Consider the following 15,577-nt stretch of genomic DNA (forward strand, 5'->3'; position numbering starts at 1 on the left):
CGTTCTTTAAACTACAGGTACAGCAGGGCATATGCAGTTTTAGGGCCAATCTTTAAGAATATCTACAGATTCAGGAAGAAATTTCTAAGTGCTGAGTTATAGAATTGTAGCACAGTTTGTTAGACGTGCCAATTTGGTAGCCCCCCAGCCAATGTTCTTTTGAGCTGTAAGATGAATCTCCATTTAAAACCTGAATGCCATGAGGTGTCAGCTTGTATGGAACAGTATCTAAGACGAGCGCTGGTTTGAACTGACCCAGGATGTGCAAGAGCTGCCAGTCCCCAAACCCAAACCCCGGATGCTGTTGCAAGAACTGTTGCATCAGTTGCTCCTTTGTAGTGGCACCTGTCTGTATAAGGCGAACTAATGCTTCTTCAGGAAGGCTAAGTCCGTTTCTGCACCCCGGGAAGCGGCTCAGGTGCAGTACCAATGCATTCCTGAGCTGAGGTGGCATTGTCTGATGCTGTTGTAAATAATTTTGCAGCTCCAGTGGGTCTGGTCCGGCGTATAGTTGCCAAAGTTCGTGAGCTTGCTTTAGCTGAAGGCTGTTTTGCTGCTGCCTGCCTTCAAAAAGCTGTTCTATTGCTTTGGGTTGAAGCAGCGCAATATTCTCATGCAAAGGCGGTATGCAAACTGAAACCATAGGTGGCTGAAGCTGATAAAGGCGGTGCAGCAGGTACAGGAGATTAATCTGGCACATCAAGTCCGCATCAAACCAGAGCACTATCTCAAAAAATGAACCTGCCGCATCTAATTTCGGAAGCTCATCCAGTACTTTTTGCTGATAGGAGGCTGCTGTTTCTCTATAGGTATTGTAAATGTAGGTTTGGCGCCTGAGCCAGAAAGCTTCTTCTGGTATATTGGCAACAGCAGGCCCTTCTGATAATATTTCCCGCCATACCAGTACCTGCCCCGGTAGCTTAGCAGCTTTAAAGGCCGGAAGTGAAGCATCACCATTTAATATGTGTAGGGGAGAAAGCTGTTTCATCATCATGTATGCCTACAATCCTATACGACAAAAGAAGGGCAGGATACACTATTCGTGCAGCTGCCCTTCTTTTGTCGGTTAAATGACTTAGCGTTTTCTTACCTTGTAGGCTATAACTCTGTTGTCTTTAAAAGTAGGAACCAACAACATGCCTAACCTGTCAGCATAGTTGATATCTGCAGTATTCATGTTCTGGCCCTGCGTATTTAGAACACTCCAGTTCTTGCCCTGATCGTTTACATAAAAAATTTCACCATCCCAGCTGGATACAAGGTAGTTGCCGTCACCGGATTCCGCAATGCCATCGGCCGACTTAATCCCATCCGTCCAGTCTGTGAATTTCTTTGTTTCCGGATTCAGAAAGCGGACTTTACCGCTGTTCTTAAAGGCAACTATCATGCGGTTTCCGTCTTTGTAAATGCCATTGGGGTTCTCGCGCCTGGTATTGTCTATCCAGGTGCTCACGCGGCCATTCCGAAGCTGGTAAATGTTTTTTTCATCTGAATCGGTCACAAAAACAGTTCCATCGTCATCCACGGTGATGCCGTTGAGGTTGGTGGCCTTGTCTGCTTTGTACTTACCAAGTACAGCACCTGACTGTGTGGAGATAGCTACAATTTCATCTACATCGGCTACATAGAGTACGTTGTTATGCAAGGCGGTACCCTTTGGGTCATTTAATCCGGAAACCCAGTACAATTCTTCTATCTCACCCGTTGTGCTAAGGCGGGAGATGAATCCGTCACCGTCTTTTCTTGTTCCGGAAGCTTTGTTGATATTGGATACATAGATGGTATTGCGCGCCGGGTCATGTACCACTGATTCAGGTGTGCGGAGCGTGTTATCAGATGCCCATGCCTGCACCAGTTCTACAGGAGCTTTAGAAGAAAATAGCCTGCCTGCACAGCTGTTAAGACTTAGCAGCAACAAAGTGAAACAAGCATTCTTAAGTAAAATTCGCATAATATATTATAAAGTTGATTTATATATACTACGGCTTCACGTTTCAGCTGTTATTATATGAGGGGCTAGTCTGTGTACAGGCCAAGCTTTCGCATGGTCAGCGGTCGGGATACTTTACCGGTTGCTGTTAGTGAGAAAGATGGGCTATAAATGATTTCCTTTGGTACCTCATACTTTTTGAGTAGTGTGTGCAAGTGGTTAAAAAAAACTATTTCCTGTGCCTCATTTAGAGGATCTCCCTCCATTATCAGTACAATTTTTTCGCCTAACAACTCATCGGGCTGGGCAGCTACAAAAAAAGAAGGAGATAGGGCTGCTTCAGCTAATGCAGCGGCAACGGCTACCTCTACTGTTTCTATTTGCACCTTCACGCCACCAGTATTGATGGTATTATCTGCACGCCCGATCCATCGGAAGCGGGTAGGGGTGAGAAGCTCTACAATGTCATTGGTAGACAGTAGTTGGTTCAGCGTAACATCCCCACGTATGGTCAGGCAGCCACGCTTGTCCATCCCTATCTGTATGTCGTCGAGCACCTGGTAATAATCCGTGGCTTCAGCGCCATTCAGGCGGCGCACAGCTATATGCGATGCTGTTTCTGTCATACCATAAGTGAGGCATACAGCAGGCTTAATTCGCTGGATTTCCCGTTGTAAGGTAGCGGAAATAGGTGCTCCGCCCACCAGTATGCCTTTCATGAGGTTAAGCTGCTCCAGCGCCTCCGGCGTTTCCTCCAGGATTGTCTGCAGTTGCATGGGCACAAAGGAGGCAAAGTCTATTCTCTCTTCGCGGTTAACAAGCGAAAGCGGGTTACTCACCGGGTCAACAATAATGATGCTCAAATCTGCCAGAAAAGCCCGGACCAGCATCATCATACCGGCAATATACTCCGTGTTCAGGCAAACCAAAGCACAGTCGCCTTTCTGCAGATTGAGGAGCTTTATGGTTCTGCGGGCACTGGCTTCCATCTGCTGGCGTGTCAGTGATATTGTTTTAGGAACACCCGTAGACCCCGATGTCTGGATAGGAAACTCCTGAACGCCGCTCAACCAGCTGCGGCAGAATTCAAGTGTCTTGCTTTCGTAGCCGTCCAGGGGAATGCTGTTCCTGAAAGAAAATGCTGCTATCTCGTCGTAATAGAATTTCTTGCCGTTGAGCAGAAGATACTTTTCATCCATAAATAAATCAGTTTACAGTTTACAAGGAGACCGGTTGGACCTTTGTGTGTTCCTATGGTTAAGACTTACAAAATAGTATGTAAAGTAGCTTTAAAGCAAGCAGAGCAGGCAAAGAGTTGTTTCTTCACCTGCTCTGTTTGCATTTTATTAGCTGAACTCCTGAGATTTTCAGGAGTGCCTGTTAATCATGACAGCAAATTCTATAAATCATTCTTTTAGATCCCTTTCCTTCTCACGCATCATGTAATCTGCAGAGAAGCGCCCCGAACCAAATACCAGGAAGAAGATCAGTAAGAGAAGCACAATCAGCGATGACCAAAGCTCTGTATTTTCAGAATAGAATCCCCGCTCAGGGTTAACGAAAAATACGGCCCCAAGCAGAATCGGAAGCTGGAAAAGAATGGCTACACGCGTTATGAGCCCAATGGCAATGAGTACGCCTCCTGCTAAATGAACCATGGCGACATAATGTGCCAGCCCAATGGAAACCCACGGAAATTCACTTTTGCGCAAAATGTTCATCAATGCGCCGGTGTCCTGTATAAACATAAACCCCTTAATGAACAGGAACACACCAAGGGCTACGCGTAAAAAATCAATCCAGAGCGGGTGGTGTGCATCAGACCAACGCTCTATTTGGTGCAAGTTTTGTGACAGGTTCATGGCTGTAGTGCTTTAATTAATAACTTGATTTCTAATTACTTAAACGAATCAAATTATTATTTGGACAATACACCCTGGATTGTTTTAACATCGCTTGCCTGAAGACTAGGATTCAGAACTTTCAGATAGCAGGACATGATTTTGGTCACCTGCAGCAAGTATAATTTCCAAATTCAGAGCCCATAGTTAGGCATAACCAAGTTACTGGCAAGAAACCTGAAAAGAAAGAGTAAGAGGTTGCAAAGCTGAAGGAAAATGATGAGAGAATAGATGTACAGTTTTATTATACAAAAAGCTATGGCAAAATGCATACTGCAGCGCACCAGCTTTTAATACCGAATCTTTCTAACCTCCTGCCTATAGGTGGCAAAAGCAGCTGCATTGCCAGAGCTTTCTGTGAAAACTTCTAAAATTCCGGCGCCTGCTTCTGTAGAAAAGAATTCGGGCAGTATCTCTTCTAGTTCCGCCAAGCTATGCACCGCATGATAACTCATATTGAAGTCACGTGCAGTATTTTCTGCGTTCAGCGCCTGGTGTGTCTCAAAAAAGGGCTCCAGTTCAGGCTGCTGCTTCGGGCCATCTATCAGCCGGAAGATGCCACCTGCATGGTTGTTGAGCAGCACGATGCGCAGGTTCTGGGGCAGGTAGTTGTGCCATAGCCCGTTGCGGTCGTAGAAGAAGGCAAGGTCGCCGGTGAGCAAGGTGGTGATGCCGGAACTGAGGAGGGCACAGCCAACGGCTGTGCTGTTGCTGCCATCGATGCCGCTTGTCCCGCGGTTGGCATACACCCGCACATCCTGGGTTGGTTGTAGCGCTAAGATATTGGCATAGCGCACCGACATGCTGTTGGCCAGGTGCAAATGGCTCTGCTGTGGTAAAGCCTGCAGCACACGTGCCGCAATGGCTAATTCACCATGCGCTGCTTCACCTACATGCTGCTGCAAAAAATTACCTGCCTTTTCATTCATGGCTTGCCAAACATTCTGAAACGAAGTAGTAACAGCTTTTTGTGAGCCTGCCAGGCTTGAAAAGAAGTGTGCAGGTGCACAGCGAACAACCCGGGTCAACGTTTGGAAGGTATCCGCTACGTCACCGGCAGGCTGTATGTGCCAGTGCGCTTCAGGCTTGTATTTCCGGAGGTACAGCTTCAGTCCTTTAGAAATAAAGGACTTGCCGAAGGTGATCAACAGGTCAGGTTGCAGTTCTTTTAACTTGTTTTCATCTGGTGTAGCCAGGAGAGCATCGTGGTAACGGATAATCAAACTGCTCCCCTGCACATTGCTTATGATATCCCCAACGGCTACAGCGTTTCTTGTTTCCGCATATAGATCCAGGCTATCCAGCAGCTGTTGCTCATACGTACCCTGCCCGGCAACCACCAGTACACGACTATATTGCTGCATTTCCTGCTGTAGCTGGTTTACCTGGCCAGGGTTCAGTTCAAACGTATTATGTTCCTCCTCAATTATTTTGACTCCCTTGTCAAAAGTTACTTCTTCACCAGGGCCAGGGTAAAAAGGCTCGCGTAGCGGAACATTGATGTGAACCGGACCCGCCGGAAAAGCAACAGCCTTGTTCAATGCCTCCGACACCATCCGCTCACTGTGCCACACCGCATCAGGATGAGCAAAGTCTACTGGAAAAGTATAACTCTGTTTGATGTGCTGGCCATATATGTTTTGCTGGCGAATTGTCTGCCCGTCCAGTTGGTCAATCCATTCAGGAGGGCGATCTGCCGTGAGCACCAGCAGCGGCACCAGCTGGAAAAATGCCTCCGCCACAGCAGGAGCATAATTCAAAGCTGCCGTGCCTGAAGTACATACCAGAACGGTAGGCATTCCGGTTGTCAGTGCCATACCCAGGGCAATAAACGCAGCGGTACGCTCATCGCTTACCGTACGCACCGTCAGTTTCGGGTGGCGGGCAAAGGCAATTGTAAGCGGCGCACAGCGGGAACCCGGGGAGAGAACGACATGCTCCACACCCTTACGCGCACATATCTCTGCTATGTTAACAACAGGCTGAATTATCATATTTTCGTTATGTGTTGTTCGTTACTCATTGCTCGTTTAAAGTAAGTAGAATCATTCAGGCAACTCTAAATTTCCCCCGAACAACACACAACGAGCAACGATTAACGAAATTAAAATTGCTGAAGAATCCGCTGCATAGCAACCATTTTGTGTTGCGTTTCCATCCATTCTTTTACTGGGTCAGACTCAGCAGTAACACCTGCGCCAGCGTATATAATGGCTTTGTCTTTTAATAATTGCATGCAGCGCAGGTTCACAAATAAATGGGTGCCTGCATTGCTGTTAACAGGGCCTAGGAACCCGCTGTAGTAACTACGGTCATAGCCCTCGTGCTCGAGTATAAACTCCAGTGCAGGCGCTTTGGGTAATCCGCAGACAGCAGAAGTAGGGTGCAACAAGCGCAGCATGTCTGTTCCCAGGCTCGGGAAGTCTACCTCTTTCAGATTGACTTTGAAATCGGTGCGCAGGTGCATCAGGTTGCCTGCCACCACCGTGCGCGGACCTGTTTCAGTATACTCGCGCAGGCGCAGGCTTTTAAAGCAGAGCAGTATATATCGTTCCACCATGGCTTGCTCTTCAATTTCTTTCTGTCGCCAGATAGCATCGGCTACACTCTCGGTAGCAGGCTGTGTGCCTGCCAGCGCCACTGTATGGAAAACCTGTTGCTCATTTATACTTACCAGAATCTCAGGAGAGGCTCCAGCCCATGTTCCCACACCCGGAACCGAAACCACTGAGACAAAGGCCCGTGGGTGCTTCTGGCACATCAGTTCAAAGACAGTTGAAAGATCCAGGTGCGAAGGCAATGGAAGGATGCTGTTGCGGGACAGTACCACCTTCTCCATTTGCTCCTCATTTATCGCGGCTACAGCCGCTGCTACAGCTTTCTGAAAATGCAAGTCCGACTGCTGCTGTATACAAGCGTCTGAAGTGTACCAACTCTGGTGTGGTGGGGCTGAACCAAGTTCCAGGGCTTTCATAAAATCATCCACTTCAGGGGCGGGCGCATCAGCTGCCGCAGTAAGTTTACCTGTTGCCGGACTACTATACAGATCCGCCTTAATAAAAAGATTTGGTGCTGGCTCACTTTCCTGAAAAGGGCAGAAGAGAAAGCCGAAAGGGCTGTTTTCCACAGTCGGAGGCGTTGGGGTGAAGCTATCCTGAAGCGACACCGCGACATGTGCTTCCTTTGTATGAGGCAACCGCCAGGCTGCTACTGCTTTCCCGCTACCGATAGCCGTATGGATAACAGGAGCTAAGGAGTTGATGTGTGCCTCTGCACCAGTTGCATCGCCTTCTGAAGCAGTAGCTTGTTCCATTTTTTATTATTTCTTATCGATTACGGCCACTGTCATGCGGCTGATGCAAACCAGTTCGCCGGTATCGTTTGTAATTTTTGTTTCCCAAATCTGAGTAGTGCGTCCGGTATGTATGGCCGAGGCTCTGGCGTAAACCCAGCCTTCGCGGATACCCCTGATATGATTTGCATTGATTTCTAAACCGACACAGGCCTTCTTTGTTCTGTCTACTTGAAGGGCGGCGCCTATACTTGCCAGCGACTCGGCCAACACCACGGAGGCGCCTCCGTGGAGTAAGCCCATGGGCTGGTGCGTGCGATGGTCTACCGGCATTTTTCCGCAGATATAATCAGTGCCTACCTCTGTTATTTCGATACCCAGATATTCCATCATGGTATTTTTGCACCACTGCTTTACCTGATCTAACGTACTAATATTTTCGTGTGTAGACATGTATGCCTAAATTAGGGCTTCATTTGTATAAAAGGCAAAAGTAGAAGAATTTTGAGTATTAAGAAAGTATACCTCATTCGTCACGGACAGACGGATTATAACCTGCAAAGTATAGTACAGGGCAGTGGCGTAAATTCCTCTCTCAACGAGACAGGATGGAACCAGGCCAAGCTGTTTTACCAGAAGTATAAAGACATTCCTTTTGATAAAGTGTATACTTCCACCTTGCAGCGCAGTATACAGTCGGTGCAGGGCTTTCTGGACCTGGGGCTGCCGCACGAGCAGCACGCCGGATTGAACGAAATTCACTGGGGAACCCGCGAAGGAAGCCGCATGACGCCGGAAGAGGACAAATATTACTACGACATCCTGCAGACGTGGCGTAACGGGAACTGTGACGTATGCATAGAAGGAGGGGAGAGCCCTGAACTAGTGGCAGCAAGGCAGAAACCGGTTATTGACCTGATCCTGAGCCGCCCGGAAGAAGAAACCATCCTAATCTGCATGCACGGGCGCGCCATGCGTGTGTTTCTTTGCAACCTGCTGCATTACCCGCTGCGATGCATGGACCAGTTTGAGCACCTGAACCTCTGCCTTTACCAGCTCGATTACACCGGAAGTATGTTTACTGTGAAGAAATATTGCGATGTGTCGCATCTGGTGGAGGAAGCGCCTGATTCAGTGCTCTGAACAAATAAGAACCATATAGTTTGAATAAAATATTTTTAAATCTAAATTTGGGCTGATATATCAACACGAATAGACCAACTGGGCGAATAATATAAGACGAAATTTATGGCTGAAGTTATAAGAATGCCCAAGATGAGTGACACGATGACTGAGGGGGTGATTGCATCTTGGCTTAAGAAAGAAGGCGATAAGGTGAGCTCCGGCGACATCCTGGCCGAGGTTGAAACCGACAAGGCGACAATGGAGCTGGAGTCGTATGAAGACGGTACACTTCTATACATAGGGCAAAAGAAAGGTGACACCGTTCCCGTGGATGGCGTATTGGCCATTATCGGCAAAGACGGTGAAGATATTTCTGAATTGCTGCAGGAAATAAAAGGCGGCGGCAAGCCAGCTGCAAAGGAGGAGCCAAAGCAGGAGAAACCGGTAGAGACAAAGCCCGCTGAAGCCAGAGAGGCCGCTCCTGCCAAGCCCGCTGTAGATGTGAGCGCCATCAAAGCAAACATCATCAGAATGCCGAAAATGAGCGACACCATGACTGAGGGTGTGCTGGTTTCGTGGCAGAAGAAACAAGGCGATAAAGTAAAATCAGGAGATATACTGGCTGAAGTTGAAACCGACAAGGCGACAATGGAGCTGGAGTCGTATGAAGACGGCACCTTGCTGTATATGGGTGTTAAAGAAGGCGAATCAGTAGCAGTAGATGCCATTATTGCCATTATAGGTGAGGAAGGTGCCAATTACAAAGCACTACTGGAGGCCGCTTCTTCCAACCAACAATCCCGTGAAGAAAACGCTGTAACAGACGAGGACATCCAGGCCCGTGCTGAAACAGTACAAGAGGAGAAAGTAACAGAGACAACAGTACCAGGACCTGGGTCTGCGGAGCAGGCTGATGCGGGTGCCACTTCTGAAAACGGGCGCATTAAAGCTTCCCCGTTAGCCAAAAAGCTGGCACAGGAAAAAGGATACAAGATTTCGCAGATAAAAGGTACAGGTGAGGGTGGCCGCATTGTCTTGCGCGACATCGAGAACTATACACCATCTGAAGCTGCACCGCAGCAACAGACAGCAACCTCTAAAGTGCCTGCTCCACAGGGTGCACCTGCTACTATTGCAGGGATTCCTTCAGAGGAGTACGAAGAGGTAAACGTGTCGCAGATGCGCAAGGTAATTGCCCGCCGTCTGTCTGAAAGCCTGTTCACTGCACCGCATTTCTTCCTTACAATGTCTATAGACATGGACAAGGCAATGGAAGCGCGTGTCAGCATGAACGAAGTGTCTCCGGTTAAAATCTCCTTCAACGATCTGGTTATCAAAGCTGCTGCTGCGTCCCTACGTCAGCACCCGGCGGTTAACTCCTCCTGGTTGGGTGATAAAATCCGATACAACAAGCACATTAATATTGGTGTGGCGGTAGCGGTAGAAGAAGGCCTGCTGGTGCCCGTGGTCCGCAACGCCGACTTTAAGTCGCTTTCTGCTATTTCAGCAGAAGTGAAAGACCTGGGAGGCAAAGCGAAGAGCAAGAAACTGCAGCCAGCGCAAATGGAAGGCAGCACGTTCTCCATCTCTAATCTGGGTATGTTCGGTATAGATGAGTTCACCGCTATCATTAATCCTCCGAATGCCTGTATCATGGCAGTAGGTGGTATAGCGCAGGTGCCTGTAGTGAAAGATGGACAGATTAAAATAGGCAATGTGATGAAAGTGACACTTTCCTGCGACCACCGTGTAGTGGATGGTGCAGTGGGTTCTGCTTTCCTGCAAACGTTCAAGAACCTGTTGGAGAACCCGGTGAGAATACTGGTTTAAGCTTAAATTTAAAATAAAAGAAAAGCCTTTTCTGCTCACGCGGGGGAGGCTTTTTTATGGCAATTCTGGTAGCTGGAAATAATGGAATATAACAGAGTGAAGCTGTAAGGTTCCAGGACGAGTTGCGACTTATAGTTCTGTGGCATTTACTCCTTGGAAAAAGAATTCTTAAAATCATCATAAAGCACCCGGCTATCATTCTGAAAGCATGCAGGATGCAAGGTAAAAGCCCTGATGATGCAGAAAAACTTTCTTAGGAGATTATCTCCCGTTGTGGCGGTCATACCCAGGCTTCCGGTTCATTGCCTAGGTCATCACTTTGATGTACCGCCAGGCGCAGAACTTAGCTGATACCAATTTGAGCGAAAACCTCCGGAAGCAACAGTGGCAGCCGTTAAAGATGGTACATTATGTTTTTCGGCGCCGGAAAATAAACGGCTTCATACATCATAGAACCAGGAACTGCAGGCGACGCTGAATGCGCTGAACAAAATGGACAAAACCACATATTGCCTAAAGCTCCTTCCATAAATAAGCCTTTTCTATTCGTTGGCACTAAGTGAAATTGTTTCCAGTCTTTGGTTTGAGCGCCTGAGGGAAGTGGCATTTTTTAGGAGAAATTTAGGTGCCCCGGGAGCGGGAGCGCCCTGGCGCAGAAATGCTCCCAGCACGGCGCCCAAAAGAGGGCCCCTACCCCCACTACGAGGCCTCCTGGCTTGGAGAATTAATAGCTATAGAACATTTGGTGAGATGCCGCTGGATGAACTAACAACTACGGCAGCCCAGACAGGAAAAAAATTCACTCCTATCACACCGGTTTATTCATCGGCCAGTTCAATCCATACCGGCGCATGGTCGCTGGTTTTTTCCCATCCTCGTGCAGTACGGTCAACACCCGCAGCAACAAGGCGGCTGTCAAGGTGTGGACTTAAAAGGAAATGGTCGATACGTAGTCCTGCATTTCGCCCAAAAGCATTTCGGAAATAATCAAAGAAAGTATAGATGATTTCATTTGGATAGACATTACGTATCGCATCTGTCCATCCTTGTGCAAGAAGACTTTGGAAAGCAGATCTGATTTCCGGCCGAAACAAAGCGTCTTCTACCCATCGCTCCGGCTTGTAAGCATCCAACTCCGTCGGGATCACATTATAATCTCCTGCTAACACCACAGGTGTGTCAGATGACAGTAAATCAGCCGCATGGGCTATAAATCTAGTAAACCAGCGTAGCTTGTAGTCAAATTTCGGACCGGGGGCGGGGTTGCCGTTTGGCAGGTAAAGACAGCCGATGAGAATACCGTTCACCTTCGCCTCCAGGTAGCGGCTCTGGTCATCTTCCGGTTCACCCGGAAGTTCCCGTCTTACCTCCTCCGGTTTTTCATTTCGCGCCAGAATAGCGACACCATTCCAGCTCTTTTGCCCATGCCATATAGCGTGATAACCTGCATTAGCAATAGCCTGCTCTGGAAATTTTTCATCAGGGGCTTTCATTTCCTGCAAGCAAACAACATCCGGAATCGTCATTTCAAGCCACCGGAGTAATACAGGAAGCCGGGCGTTAACTCCATTCAAATTATAAGTGGCTATTTTCATGTCTGCTTTGGTTGAGGATATCTGATGTTTAGATATTATCATCTTCTAAAAAGTCCCAGTAAGGCACTTTTCTAAAGTTGTTATCATTCGTTACGCTATCTTCCTTCAGACGTTCTGCCTTATGCAGATTTAACCAATGCACTATGAATCCAAAATAGGACCAACACTATTAAAATGAATTCTTCTTGTTACGTGTCGAGCTAGTGTTTTACAATTTCTTTAGCCTGTATCACTGATAAACCTTAGTGTTATTAACCGGATAGTTTTGTTAAATTTTAAGCACAACTACGTTAGAAGACAACTAAACTTTTGGCTCACCATTACAGCCTTTCGGGGCAGTTTGCTGGTGTCATAAAACGATTAGCGGCAGCATTCGTTCTAAGCCTTTGAGTGGTGCACAAGCATTATTTCTATATGTAGTACTGCTCCTATCCAACCAACCTAGTGCCCAGTCAGCTGAAACGCTGGCGTCTAGTATTTCTGTGAATCTAAGTAATAGATGTATGGGATTAGAGGTATATAAACAAAACTCGACTTAGATCAGAAACCAGAGCCAGAAGGGCAGGAAATCAATCGTGCCGGCAAGCCTTGTTTTGTGGTATAATGTCATGTTTCTACCAAGAAGAAGAATTGCGGGGAGATAGAATGGAGAAAGAGAAACATCGATTCATACAGAAGAGGCCGTGCAAGAAGCTGGTAGAAAAACCAAATGTAAAACAGGCAACTATGGCGGAGAAGAAAAGCAAGAGTGACAAAACAAGGATAGAGAAAGTAATAGATGGGCAGACTGTATCACTGAGTAACCAGGATAAACTATACTGGCCAGAAGAAAATATCACAAAAGGCGAGTTGGTGGAGTATTATCAATCCATAGCCGATGTGCTGATGCCGTACCTGCAGGACAGGCCGCAATCACTTTTCCGGTTTCCGAACGGCGTTACAAGGCCGGGCTTCATACAGAAAGACATTCCTAATACCCCTGCTTGGGTACGAACCATTAAGCTAACGGCAGAGTCTACGGGAGAGGAGGTGGCGTACCTGGTGTGCGACAGTGCTGCCACCCTAGCTTATATGAACAACCTGGGTTGTATTCAACTTAACCCCTGGAACTCGCGTACCGCTACCCTGGAGAAGCCGGATTATATGGTCATAGACCTAGACCCGGGGGAGAATACTTATGATGAAGTTGTAGCGGTAGCACTTGTTACGAAGGAAGTGCTGGACAAAGCAGGGGCCTCGGCTTACGCAAAGACATCCGGAGCAACAGGCATGCATATTTTCGTGCCGCTGGGAGCGAAATATGCTTTTGATCAGGCAAGGGAGTTTGCGCATGTGATAGCACAGGCCGTGCACAAAAAACTTCCGCACCTCACGAGCCTGGAGCGTAACCCTAAAGAGCGGAGAAATCAAGTTTACCTAGATTTTCTGCAGAACTCTATTGGCCAGACAGTAGCTGCGGCATACAGTGCCCGGCCACGTGCCGGAGCTACTGTCTCTATCCCTTTACTTTGGGAAGAAGTGAAGCCGGGGCTATTGCCGACTGCGTTCACAATTAAAAATATACCAGAAAGGATTCAAAAGCTAGGAGATGTTTTTAGAGGTGTGTTAGGTGAAGGAGTGAACATCGAGCAGTGCCTGACAAAACTGAAATCGTAAACTAAAGACAAGCTGATATGCGCTTAATCACTGTAAAGGCCCCGGAAGGGCAAGGAAGAAGTATCGCTGAGGTTGCCTTTGCCGCAGGAGCTGCCCAGGTGTCTATGCGGCAGGAAAGGCAGTATTCCCCTGATCACCTTGAATTGCCATTAGATGTGGTAGAGGTAGAAACAGCCACACCAAAGGCTAAACAGTTCATCGAAAACCTGATGATAGCACCCTTTTATGATCCAGTGTCCTACGCCTTCACCATTCGCCATCCGGAATCATTATTCGCTTCGCAGCCACCTGAAAAGGATACAGTGCCCTTGGTAAGGCCCACAACGGATGTGTATGAAGAGCTGTGGCAGTTTACTAAAATCACAGTGAGCTTGGTCGGCAGGGTCTTTCTCTCCTCTGTTTTGCTGGCTTATGGTATGGTAGAGGACTTTCTTCCGCTTATTATAGCTGGCCTGATGTTCCTGCCTTTTCACCACCATATGCTAGGAACAGGCCTGGGCGCTGTACTCCGGGAGTGGCGCTTTTTCGGTCAGGGTCTCCTTGCCCTCTTGACTTCTACTATTTTGATAACGCTGGCGGGGATATGTGTGGCATTATTCACAGCGCCTCCAATTAGTTGGCAATTACATGGATCACCGCTGTCTGGCTTTATTCTCTCATGCGTTATAGGTATTGCTGCAGGGCTTGCGGCAGTAGATGATGCGGGCAGACGAGAATTAATTGGCTTAGCCGCCACCGCCCACATCTCCGTCTATCCAGCCTGGTTCGGAATGAAGCTCATTTTTGGTTTTGATGAGGGAGATAAATGGCCGGAGCACCTGCTTACTTATGGTATAAACATTACCTCTTTAACACTTGCAGCAGCTCTAACGTTTGCCCTCATGCGCATGAAAGGAGAAGGGATCAATCGCTTCATTGGCAGCATGAAGCAAGAAAGGTAGTTTATTGATAGGAGTTGATATCATTATAAAGCTGGTCCAGGTGCTGATTTTTCCTGATACAAGCCCTATAGTGTACTTCAAAATTTTCAGATAATATGCAGGGAGGTCGATATGATGATGTGCATCTAAGCTTATTTTCAGCAGTTACCGTAACAGAACTCTATCTGACTAACAAATTATGAGTATTGGTTTTATAGTTCTGGGAGTGCTGCTGTTTATAGTTACAGCCATGGACATTATCCAGACAACCTTCACCACCAATGGGGGCGGCCGTATTACAGGTTTTGTGTCCGGCAACGTCTGGAGGGTTTTCTTTCTGGCTGCACGCCGAAACGGGAGAGCCACTGTGTTAGAATACGCCGGCCCGACAATCCTGATTCTTATACTTGTTGTCTGGATAGCAGGCATGTGGTTGAGCCTGTTGCTGGTGCTGCTCTCAGACTATGACTCCGTACGGGACAGCGGTACCCACACGCCTGCAGACTGGGTTGAGAAACTTTATTTTGCCGGCTTTACGCTCTCTACCCTTGGCACCGGCGACTATGTTCCGGCCAGCGACGGATGGCGTGTGGTTACCAGTCTCTCGGCATTCGCCGGTATCGCTTTTATCACAACCTCCATCACCTACTTTGTTCCTGTGCTTACAGCAGTGAATCAACAGAGCAAGATCAGCCTTTATGTCGCTAGCATGGGCAAAACGCCACAGGGTATATTGTGCAATAGCTGGAACGGGAAAGACTTTTCCTCTTTCTTTGATAACGCATCTAACCTGGCAGACATGATCATGCAGCACACCCTCAACCACCGTTCTTACCCTGTTATCCACTATTACCATAACAGCAGGGAAGATAAGTCTATCAAGCGGGCCATGGTGATGTTGGATGAAGTTCTCCTGATAATCACGCACGCCGTGTCTGATGACTCCTGCAAAGACAAATTGAAGCTCAGGATGCTCAGAACCACCCTCGACTCTTATATAAATATCGTAAAAGGAGCCTCCTCTAAAACCAGTCCCGGTAATGGAAACGCCCCGGAGCCGGATCTATGTGAGCTAAAGGATGAGGGAATTCCTTTACATCATGATGCTTCAGATTATGTGTCTAATAATGAGGTAGAGGAGCATCGGAAGGAACTGACGGCATTGCTTGAGAGTGACGGCTGGACCTGGCAGGATGTATACGGTACTGGAAATGGCGCCAAAACAAAGTAGGTCTTTTCAAGCAGTTAGGTTAACAACTCTCAATAAATATTTAAACACAACCGGCTATTCACTTGAAACTTTCAACTAGTTTCTATTCAGTAACTAT

13 protein-coding genes are annotated in these 15,577 nt (G+C 47.5%); 5 read left to right on the forward strand and 8 right to left on the reverse strand.

Going from position 1 to position 15,577, the window contains the following annotated elements; all coding sequences use genetic code 11:
- Nucleotides 1–70 precede the first annotated feature (70 nt).
- The 7 genes from ACFS7Z_RS00900 to ACFS7Z_RS00930 form a co-directional block, all read right to left on the reverse strand.
- The gene (locus tag ACFS7Z_RS00900; protein WP_377479461.1) at nt 71–994 is read right to left on the reverse strand and encodes a DUF1835 domain-containing protein; all 924 of its coding nucleotides are present in this window, start codon (nt 992–994) and stop codon (nt 71–73) included.
- A gap of 81 nt (nt 995–1,075) precedes the next feature.
- On the reverse strand, nt 1,076–1,951 hold the full coding sequence (locus ACFS7Z_RS00905; RefSeq protein ID WP_377479464.1) for an SMP-30/gluconolactonase/LRE family protein: 876 nt from the start codon (nt 1,949–1,951) through the stop codon (nt 1,076–1,078).
- 65 nt (nt 1,952–2,016) lie between these two features.
- Nucleotides 2,017–3,129, reverse strand: a complete 1,113-nt coding sequence (locus ACFS7Z_RS00910) for an AMP-binding protein (protein ID WP_377479467.1) — start codon at nt 3,127–3,129, stop codon at nt 2,017–2,019.
- A 207-nt stretch (nt 3,130–3,336) separates the two neighbouring features.
- Nucleotides 3,337–3,792: a DoxX family protein gene (locus ACFS7Z_RS00915; RefSeq protein ID WP_377479470.1), complete on the reverse strand. Its 456-nt coding sequence runs from the start codon at nt 3,790–3,792 to the stop codon at nt 3,337–3,339.
- A gap of 329 nt (nt 3,793–4,121) precedes the next feature.
- Nucleotides 4,122–5,825: a 2-succinyl-5-enolpyruvyl-6-hydroxy-3-cyclohexene-1-carboxylic-acid synthase gene (gene menD, locus ACFS7Z_RS00920; protein WP_377479474.1), complete on the reverse strand. Its 1,704-nt coding sequence runs from the start codon at nt 5,823–5,825 to the stop codon at nt 4,122–4,124.
- A 110-nt stretch (nt 5,826–5,935) separates the two neighbouring features.
- On the reverse strand, nt 5,936–7,144 hold the full coding sequence (locus ACFS7Z_RS00925) for a chorismate-binding protein (RefSeq protein ID WP_377479477.1): 1,209 nt from the start codon (nt 7,142–7,144) through the stop codon (nt 5,936–5,938).
- 6 nt (nt 7,145–7,150) lie between these two features.
- The gene (locus ACFS7Z_RS00930; protein WP_377479480.1) at nt 7,151–7,576 is read right to left on the reverse strand and encodes a PaaI family thioesterase; all 426 of its coding nucleotides are present in this window, start codon (nt 7,574–7,576) and stop codon (nt 7,151–7,153) included.
- 51 nt (nt 7,577–7,627) lie between these two features.
- Here ACFS7Z_RS00930 and ACFS7Z_RS00935 point away from each other — a divergent pair, with 51 nt between their 5' ends.
- Nucleotides 7,628–8,266 (forward strand): histidine phosphatase family protein, encoded by a 639-nt coding sequence (locus tag ACFS7Z_RS00935; protein ID WP_377479483.1) that lies wholly within the window; start codon nt 7,628–7,630, stop codon nt 8,264–8,266.
- Between the two features lie 105 nt (nt 8,267–8,371).
- Nucleotides 8,372–10,078 carry a pyruvate dehydrogenase complex dihydrolipoamide acetyltransferase gene (locus ACFS7Z_RS00940; RefSeq protein ID WP_377479485.1) on the forward strand — a complete coding sequence of 569 codons (1,707 nt, stop codon included), beginning with the start codon at nt 8,372–8,374 and terminating at the stop codon, nt 10,076–10,078.
- Nucleotides 10,079–10,896: 818 nt separating this feature from the next.
- On the opposite strand, the gene xth is transcribed toward ACFS7Z_RS00940, so the two are convergent.
- Nucleotides 10,897–11,715 (reverse strand): exodeoxyribonuclease III, encoded by an 819-nt coding sequence (gene xth / locus ACFS7Z_RS00945; RefSeq protein WP_377479488.1) that lies wholly within the window; start codon nt 11,713–11,715, stop codon nt 10,897–10,899.
- A 684-nt stretch (nt 11,716–12,399) separates the two neighbouring features.
- On the opposite strand from xth, the gene ligD reads away from it, so the two are divergent.
- The 3 genes from ligD (at nt 12,400) to ACFS7Z_RS00960 (ending at nt 15,480) form a co-directional block, all read left to right on the forward strand.
- Nucleotides 12,400–13,329 (forward strand): non-homologous end-joining DNA ligase, encoded by a 930-nt coding sequence (gene ligD / locus ACFS7Z_RS00950; RefSeq protein WP_377479491.1) that lies wholly within the window; start codon nt 12,400–12,402, stop codon nt 13,327–13,329.
- Between the two features lie 17 nt (nt 13,330–13,346).
- Nucleotides 13,347–14,270, forward strand: a complete 924-nt coding sequence (locus tag ACFS7Z_RS00955) for a hypothetical protein (RefSeq protein ID WP_377479494.1) — start codon at nt 13,347–13,349, stop codon at nt 14,268–14,270.
- Nucleotides 14,271–14,448: 178 nt separating this feature from the next.
- Entirely contained in the window at nt 14,449–15,480 is a 1,032-nt protein-coding gene (locus ACFS7Z_RS00960) for a potassium channel family protein (protein WP_377479497.1), read from the forward strand.
- The last annotated feature ends 97 nt before the right edge of the window (nt 15,481–15,577 follow it).

Source organism: Pontibacter toksunensis, from assembly GCF_042686245.1.
Taxonomy (GTDB): domain Bacteria; phylum Bacteroidota; class Bacteroidia; order Cytophagales; family Hymenobacteraceae; genus Pontibacter; species Pontibacter toksunensis.